Source organism: Streptomyces milbemycinicus, from assembly GCF_002154605.1.
Lineage (GTDB): Bacteria > Actinomycetota > Actinomycetes > Streptomycetales > Streptomycetaceae > Streptomyces > Streptomyces milbemycinicus.
In genome coordinates this window covers 23125-30429 of record NZ_MUNE01000103.1, presented here as the reverse complement: position 1 = coordinate 30429, position 7305 = coordinate 23125, and the positions used below count along the sequence as shown (strand labels likewise).

Below are 7305 nucleotides of genomic sequence, written 5' to 3'. Positions count from 1 at the left end.
CCGCGCCCTGTCCGAGCAGGCCGCCCGCCTGTTCCGCCTGCTCGGCCTGCACCCCGGACCCGAGTTCGGGCTGCATGCCGCCGCGGCCCTGGCCGGGGTGACCAGCAGTAGCCGGACCCGGCAATTGCTGGACTCTCTGGTCGGCGCCCATCTGCTGGAACAGACAGCCCCGGACCGCTACCAGTTCCACGATCTCCTGCGCGCCTACGCCATCGACCAGGCTCAGCACGAGGAGCCGCCTGCCGAGCGAGAGGCAGCCCTGCACCGGGCGCTGGAGTGGTCCCTGCACACCGCCGATGCCGCGCAGAGCTGGATCAACCCCGCTGAGGACCGCCTGACCCTCACGCCTGCCCCGGGCGATGTCAGTCCGCTGACGTTCTCCGACTACGACGCTGCCGTGGACTGGGCCGAGCGGGAGCACGCCAACCTCCTCCAGGCTGTACGCAGAGCGGCTGACGCCGGGCAAGACCGACTGGCGTGGCAGCTGTCGGCAGTCTTATGGAATGCGCAGTTTCCTTCTGTCTCAGGCGCGAGCTGGCCGGCTGCGGGCCGTATCGGTCTGGAGGCAGCGGAACGGCTGGGGGAACGCGCCGCGCAAGGTGTACTCCTCACCTGGCTCGGGATGGCTCACACCCGCATCAACCGCCTGGCAGAGAGTCTCGAATGCCACGAAAACGCGCTGATCATCCGACGCGGCCTGGGTGACCGTCTGGGCGAGGCCCGCTCGCTCAACCTGATCGGGCTCAATCACCTCCGCGGCAGACGACTCGACACCGCTGCCCGCCACTTCGAGCAGGCCATCGCTGGCTTCCAGGAGCAGGACGCGGCCCACTGGGCTGCCACTGCGCTGTCCAATCTCGCGACCACCCACTACCGCGCCGGGCGGCTTCCGGAGGCGGCGACTGTCATCGACCAGTCCCTGGCAGCACACCGCGCTCTCAGCGATCAGCGCGGCGAGGGCAGCATCCTGCGCGTGCTGAGCGACGTCCGGCGTGAGCAGGGCGATACCGAGGAAGCCCTGGTCTTTGCCCAGGCCGCCGTCGACATCGCCCTTGGCCTCCGTAACCTGCGTCTGGAGGGCTTCTGGCTGCTGACTCTCGGCGATGCCCAGCAGGCGAAGGGCCAGTTCGCCGAGGCCCTAACCTCCTATCAGCGATCCGCCACGCTGCACCGCCGCCGAGAGGCACTGGCCTGGCAGGGCGTGGGCGAGGTGTACTGTCGGCTCGGACGTCATGCAGAGGCGGCCGGCTTCTACCGTCAGGCCGCCTCGACGCACCGCGAACTGCGCGATGAGTGGCACCAGGCCCTGGCCCTCGATGGTCTCGGCTCGGCCGTACTCGGCGAAAGCCCGGAGGAAGCCCGCCGGCACTGGACACAGGCGCTGAGGTTCCTCGCCGACTTCGACGATCCTCGCGCAGTGGCGGCGCGTGAGGACATCGAACGCCAGATGACAGAAGTCAGCTGATGCAGCGGTGGGCTTCCGTTCGCTCGGGGCTGCCCAAAGGGGGCCCGGCTCGTGCCTGGGGCGTCTGGGGGTATGCCCTGAGTGGTCTCCGTTATGACGGCGAGGCGGTGGATGGTGCCGTGCTGGCCGTATCGGAGTTGGTGGCGAACGCCGTCGAGTACGCGGTGGGGCCGTATGAGCTGAGGCTGCGTCGCACGGCATCGGACGTCATCTGTGAAGTGGTGGATCAAGATACGAGGATTCCCGAGATCCCATGCCTCCGGCGGGGGCGCTCAGGGCAGCGGCGCGAGGTCTCTCGACGTGAAGGTCTGGGGCGTCCGGAGGAGGAACACCAAGAGGCCGTTCTATGACGTCAGATGGATCGCGGCCGGGAACGTTTTCTCCGAGCGGTTCCGCACCAAGGGGCTCGCGGACCATTACCGCTCCAAGCTCCTCCCCCCCCGACCCGGGATGACGAAGAGTTCGACGGTGCCAGGGCTGCCCGACTCGGTGATTGAGAAGGTGCCGTCGACGACGTGGTACGCCTTCGCCTTGAAGTGGCCGCACGCTGCACCGAACACACGCGATGGCATCAACGAGGCGTTGACCGCTGTGACCCTTGTGCTCCTCCGCGACCGTCTCAAGTCCCCTACACGAACAATTCACAGATTCTGTGCGGCCCCTACGGCTGCACCCTAGGGGCACTACAGTCATCTGTGTGCGGCTCGTCACATAACGCTGCGCATAAGGGCAGCTGGGGCGGGGTGCTCTCGTGCCCAGGTTGCATCGTTTGGGGGGATTTATGCGTGAAATGGTCAAGGGTTCGAATGTATCTCTCGCAGCCCTGAGCGAGAATGTCGGTTCGGTGATCGTCAGTCTGAGTTGGGGGAGCCCGACCGGCGAAGGGGATGCCGACGTGTCCGTCCTGTTGCTGGACGCGAACGGCAAGGTCCGCAGCGACGCCGACTTCTGCTTCTACAACCACCCGGTTGCCGCTGACGGGAGCGTGCAGCTTCTGGGCAAGACGCCGACGGCTGACGGAAGCGAGGACCGGATCAGCTTCGACTTGACCGCGGTCCCGTCTGAAGTTGACCGCATCGTCGTGGCTGCCAGCCGGTACGGAAGCGCTCGCTTCGTAGAACTGGACGGCGTGAAGCTGTCGTTGGCGGACGGGAGCGGTGAGGAACTCGTCCGCTTTGCCATCGACGATGCCGACTCGGTGAGCGCGATCATCTTCGGCGAGTTGTACCGACGTGGGGAAGATTGGAAGTTCCGCGCCGTCGGCCAGGGTTACGACACGGGCCTCGCCGGTCTGGCGACGGACTTCGGCGTCGACATCGAGGACGACGCGGCTGTCGAGGAAGTGCGGAACAAGGCCGCCATCGACGATCAGGCGGACACGACGGCACCGGCGTCAGCCAACGAACCGAAGCCACATGGGACGCTGGAGGCCTTCCCCGCCCCTCGTCGGCCTGACGACGAGGTCCAGCCGAGGAAGCCGACCGCACGACCTCGTACTGCGAAGAAGAAGGTCACCTTACCCAAGGCGGCCAAGAAAACGCTGGCAGAGAACGAGTCGTGGAAAGAGGCCAGACTCTTCCCAGTCTCGGCGCTCAAGAGCGACCGGGACCGTGAAACGCGTGCGACCTCGGTGCTGCTGTCGGTGATGGCACAGGCGCCGGAATTCGGCAGGAGGCTCACCGCCGCGTTCGGAGCGCCGGCTGGCCGCATGGAGACCTTCACCGAGGTCACCTTGCCACACAGTGACACCCCACGGCGCCCCGACGGAGTGATCCGGGTCGAACGGGCCGGCAAGCTGTGGACGGCGCTCGTCGAGACGAAGACCAACGGCAACGCCCTCAAGGTCGATCAGGTACAGGCATACATGGACATCGCCGCGCGCCGTGCCTATGAGGCTGTGATCACGCTGTCGAACGACGTCGCGTTGGAGGGCAGCCCGCTTGTTGACGTCAAGATCGACGGAAGGCGCAAACACAAGGTAGCTCTCTGGCATTTGTCATGGGCGGAAGTCGCGCATCAAGCACAGATGTTGATCCGGCACGAGGGCGTCGGCAATGCGGCGCACGCCTGGCTCCTCAAGGAACTGCTGCATTATTTGCAGCACGAAAACTCCGGCTGCCACGGCTTCCAGAACATGGGCCCGGCCTGGGTACCAGTACGCAACGGAATCGACGACGAAACCCTGTGCCAGGGAGACTCACGTGCACTGGAGGTCGTCGAGAGCTGGGAGCGGCTCATCCGCCAGGTCTGCCTCCGGCTGGGCGGCGAACTGGGGCAGAAAGTACTGCCCGTCCACCCTGCCAGGCGCGGAACCGATCCGAAAGCACTCCGGGGCCGCGTCGCCGATCAGCTCTGTCTCGACGGGAAACTTCAAGCGGAGCTGCGCATCGAGGGAACGCCCGGCGTCCTGGCGATCAGCGCAGACCTGCGTATAGGCAAGCTCCGCACTTCCATCGAGATTCCGGCACCCGAGCAAGGCTACCCCCTGGCATGGGCAAAGCGGCTCGTCCGGCGCTTGGCTGAGGCACCGGCGGATCTCCACATCGAAACCCTCATCGAAGGAGAAACAAGCGGCCCACGGGGAACGCTCGAACGGCTCCGCCCCGAGCCAGCGGACATGCTGCCCAAGCAGAACGGCACCCAGATCGCTGGCTTCCGTCTGTCCCTCGTCAAGAGCATGGGAAACAGCCGCGGCAACGCCGAGTCAGGCTTCATTCGCAGCGTCGACGACGCGGTACACCGCTTCTACACCGCCGTGGTGATCCATTTGGAGGGTGCGACACCTCGCCGAGCACCGTCTAAGGAAGGGGCGACGGGCTAAAGCTCAGCGATCTTAGCCGCCTCAGACTGCACGCGGCTGCGGCGATCGACAGGAGATCGCCAACCGCAAGATCGAAGAGCTGTTGCGCAAGTACGAGTGATCACGCACGGCGCTAAGCTTCAGGCCCCCAGGCTCGTCTGGGGGCCTTCGTCGTTGCGAGGCTGGAAGGCGGTGGAAGGTGTGCCCCTGTTCACCCGGCGCGACGAGCGGGTCAGCTTTGGGCGTTCTCATTGCGCTTGGCTCCTGCTGGCCGTCGAGGAAACGTTGAGTCCTGTGATCATTCGGACGTGTCATGGACCTGCTTGTGGTCCTCGATGAAGCGGTGGACGTTCTCAAAGCTCCTCTGCCGGCGGAAATGCGAAGCTCCCCGAAGCGTGAGGTCCCAGCTGATCTTGGGCACTTTGGCGTCAGGAGATACGACTCGCGCGTCGGACTGACGGATCCAGCGCCGCAAGCGCCGCACCGCAGCCTGTACGGCAGTACGGGAGAGGAATCGGCCAGACTGGCGCAGCCGGGCACCCTGCCCGGGGCTCCCTCGTTTTGAGCCTTACTTGCAGTGACTCTTCAAGTGAGAGCGAGCTGAGCCGTGTCGCGCGCCCCGCAGTCTTGTGGCCTCGTCGCCTTGCTGTTGCGATGTTGCCATCGTCGCTGCAGGAGCAGAGGGGGCCTCGTGGAGCTGAGGGTCACGCGCTGGAAGCGGTATGGACATGATCGCCTGTACGCGAATCTTCCTGATGGAACCGCGGTCGGCTGGGCGGACGTCAGGACGGGGGAGGTCACGGTCTTGCGCGCTGAACATCGTGACGACGTGATCGCCGTGCTGACACAGCATCTACAGAACAACGTCAGTCAGGTCCCGTCGGACAGAGCCCCCGAGGCCGAAGCACGTCCGATGCTGCCGCCGCTGACGTCGGCCGACGACCTGGCATCCAATCCTGCTGGGAAGTCCCTGAGTGATCTCCTCGCTGAATCCGGCCCGGGGCTGATGGAGAGAGTGGTCTCACGGCTGCTGCGGCGACCGACGGAGTGGGACTCGTGGCGGAAGGGCTTAGCGGGGGAGCGGCGAGTGGGAGCCGAGCTGAACCGCCTGGCGCGCCACGGCTGGCGGGTCCTGCACTCCATCCCCCTGGCCAACAAGGTGGACGTCGATCACTTGCTGATCGGGCCCGGTGGAGTGTTCAGCATCAATACAAAGCACCACCACAAGAGGGCCGTATGGGTCGGCGACGATGCCGTGAGAGTCGATCACGGGAAACCGGCGCCCTACGCACGCAAGAGCCGGGCGGAGGCCAAGCGAGTGGGCCGAGTGCTTGAGCACTACTGCGCCTTCCCCGTGCCGGTGGAGCCGGTGCTCGTCTTCGTCGGCGTTACCGGCCTGAAGGTGGTCGCCACACAGCTCAGCGTGCGGGTGTACCGGGAACGCCAAGTTGCGGCGCTGGCGCCGCTCTCAGGGGTGCTGACGGCCGAGCAGGTCGAGGAGGTGTACAGCGTCGCTCGCCATCGCCAGGCTTGGCGCCAAGCTTGAGCCGGTACCCCCGGCGTGGCCCCGACCGGAGCCGTTGTTGGTACCGGCCTGACGGGCGTTCGGTTCGGTGACCGGCTCCTTTTTCAGAGAGGGCGTCTTCTGCGGATGGAGAGGATGCTAAGGGCCATGACCGTGCCGTCATTGTGGAATGAAATCGATCCATTCCATCTGTTCGTCTTTTGGGTATTCTGCCGTGCGAGGAAGAGTTCGTAGGCCTTTTGTCGGTACTCTTCTATGTAGCCTTTCTTGAGTAGGGCATAAAGGTCTTGGTCCATGCCGGAGAACGCTTCTATGCGTACATTCCCTATGCGGAATACATGGTCTGTGCCGATGAACCTCTTGTCGTCGACCTCAATCTCCGCGTCATCGACGCTTGATGTGGCGGCGAAGGCGGGTACCTCGTAGTGCTCTCGTCCTTGGCGCGCTGTGAGGAACCGGGCTGTGCTTTCTCCTCCGCCAGAGAAAGCGGTCAGGCCAGCCGCCCCAGTGCGGGCCAGGAGCTGGCCGAACCAGCCGAGATCATCCTCGCCCACCTGGAATCCGTCGACGGTTCGCGCCTGCCTACCTTCGTGGGGTGGTATGTGGATGGCGTTGGGATAGGGAATGCCGGACTTGTCTCTGATCTCCTCGTCGGCGCTTCCAGCGGCACCCGGTATGCGGAGGGGAAGTAGGGCTTCGCCCGGTGACTGCAGGACGTTGACCACGACTCCGCCTTGACCCATGAGTTCGGTGGACAGCATCAGACACGGAGTGGTGTTCCACTGGCCGATTTGCATGCCTTCGGTCAGTTCGGCGCCCTTGACTAGCTGTCGGACGGTGGTGCTGCGGGTCTGGCCAGTTCGCTTGCTCGGCTTCTGGTGGTTGCCCTTACAGGCCACGAACGTGACTTTCGAAGGCTCACCGGGCTTCCACGCTTCGATGAGGTAGTCGGGGCGGGGCCGCGAGCCCTTGTTCCGTTGCGAGACGCTCAGGGGCCAGCCGGCTCGCAGCACCGTGCTTGTGTCCACGACCGAGACGAGGTGGTCCGGGTATCGCTGTTGCACGATGTGCTCGGCCACGGCGAGTCCGAATCCGACGGCCAGTTCTCGGGCTTGCATACCCTTGTACCAGCGTTCGGGCGTGCGACCCTTGTCGGTGAGATCCATAGAGTCGGCACGATTGCCGTACAGCGCCTCGCAGAACTTAAGACTCAGCCAGTGTTCCGCAAGCCCACGCCCCATTCCCTGGCTGGCCAGTACGTGTCCTCGCGCTACGGCGTGCAGCACCCGCCATGGCGTCAGTTCGATCGAGCGATCGCATTCGGTTCGTGCAACGGGGTGCAGTTCAGGTTTTCTGCGTACCGGTTCCTGGCCCTTTTCCCGGCGCTTCTTGTCAATGGCTGCCGCCCCGGATTCGGCATGAGTGGCGAGTTCCTTCGTCGATCTGACGTGAACGCTCGTCGAGCGACCGAGTGCGTTCAGGGTTTGTCGCGCGGTTCTTGCCATGCGTCCCCCA

The 7305-nt window shown here is 65.0% G+C and carries 4 protein-coding genes; 3 read left to right on the top strand and 1 reads right to left on the bottom strand.

The genetic code is table 11. The features are described 5' to 3' along the window. The 3 genes from CCN51_RS09420 to CCN51_RS09405 all read left to right on the top strand — a co-directional run. Positions 1–1465: tetratricopeptide repeat protein (locus tag CCN51_RS09420; RefSeq protein ID WP_245881595.1), on the top strand; the 1465-nt coding region annotated here is incomplete at its 5' end. 781 nt (positions 1466–2246) lie between these two features. Further along, a complete protein-coding gene (locus tag CCN51_RS09410) occupies positions 2247–4286 on the top strand; it encodes a TerD family protein (protein ID WP_043486776.1) in 2040 nt (679 codons plus the stop codon). Positions 4287–4956: 670 nt separating this feature from the next. Then, the gene (locus CCN51_RS09405; protein WP_014176411.1) at positions 4957–5811 is read left to right on the top strand and encodes a nuclease-related domain-containing protein; all 855 of its coding nucleotides are present in this window, start codon (positions 4957–4959) and stop codon (positions 5809–5811) included. 83 nt (positions 5812–5894) lie between these two features. Here the strand turns inward: CCN51_RS09405 and CCN51_RS09400 are convergent, their stop codons facing one another. Beyond that, on the bottom strand, positions 5895–7295 hold the full coding sequence (locus CCN51_RS09400; RefSeq protein WP_043486775.1) for a hypothetical protein: 1401 nt from the start codon (positions 7293–7295) through the stop codon (positions 5895–5897). Between the last annotated feature and the right edge of the window lie 10 nt (positions 7296–7305).

Bases quoted from the DNA above. Each gene is read 5' to 3' on its own strand.
- CCN51_RS09410 (WP_043486776.1), top strand. From the start codon at position 2,247: ATGCGTGAAATGGTCAAGGGTTCGAATGTATCTCTCGCAGCCCTGAGC.
- CCN51_RS09400 (WP_043486775.1), bottom strand. From the start codon at position 7,295: ATGGCAAGAACCGCGCGACAAACCCTGAACGCACTCGGTCGCTCGACG.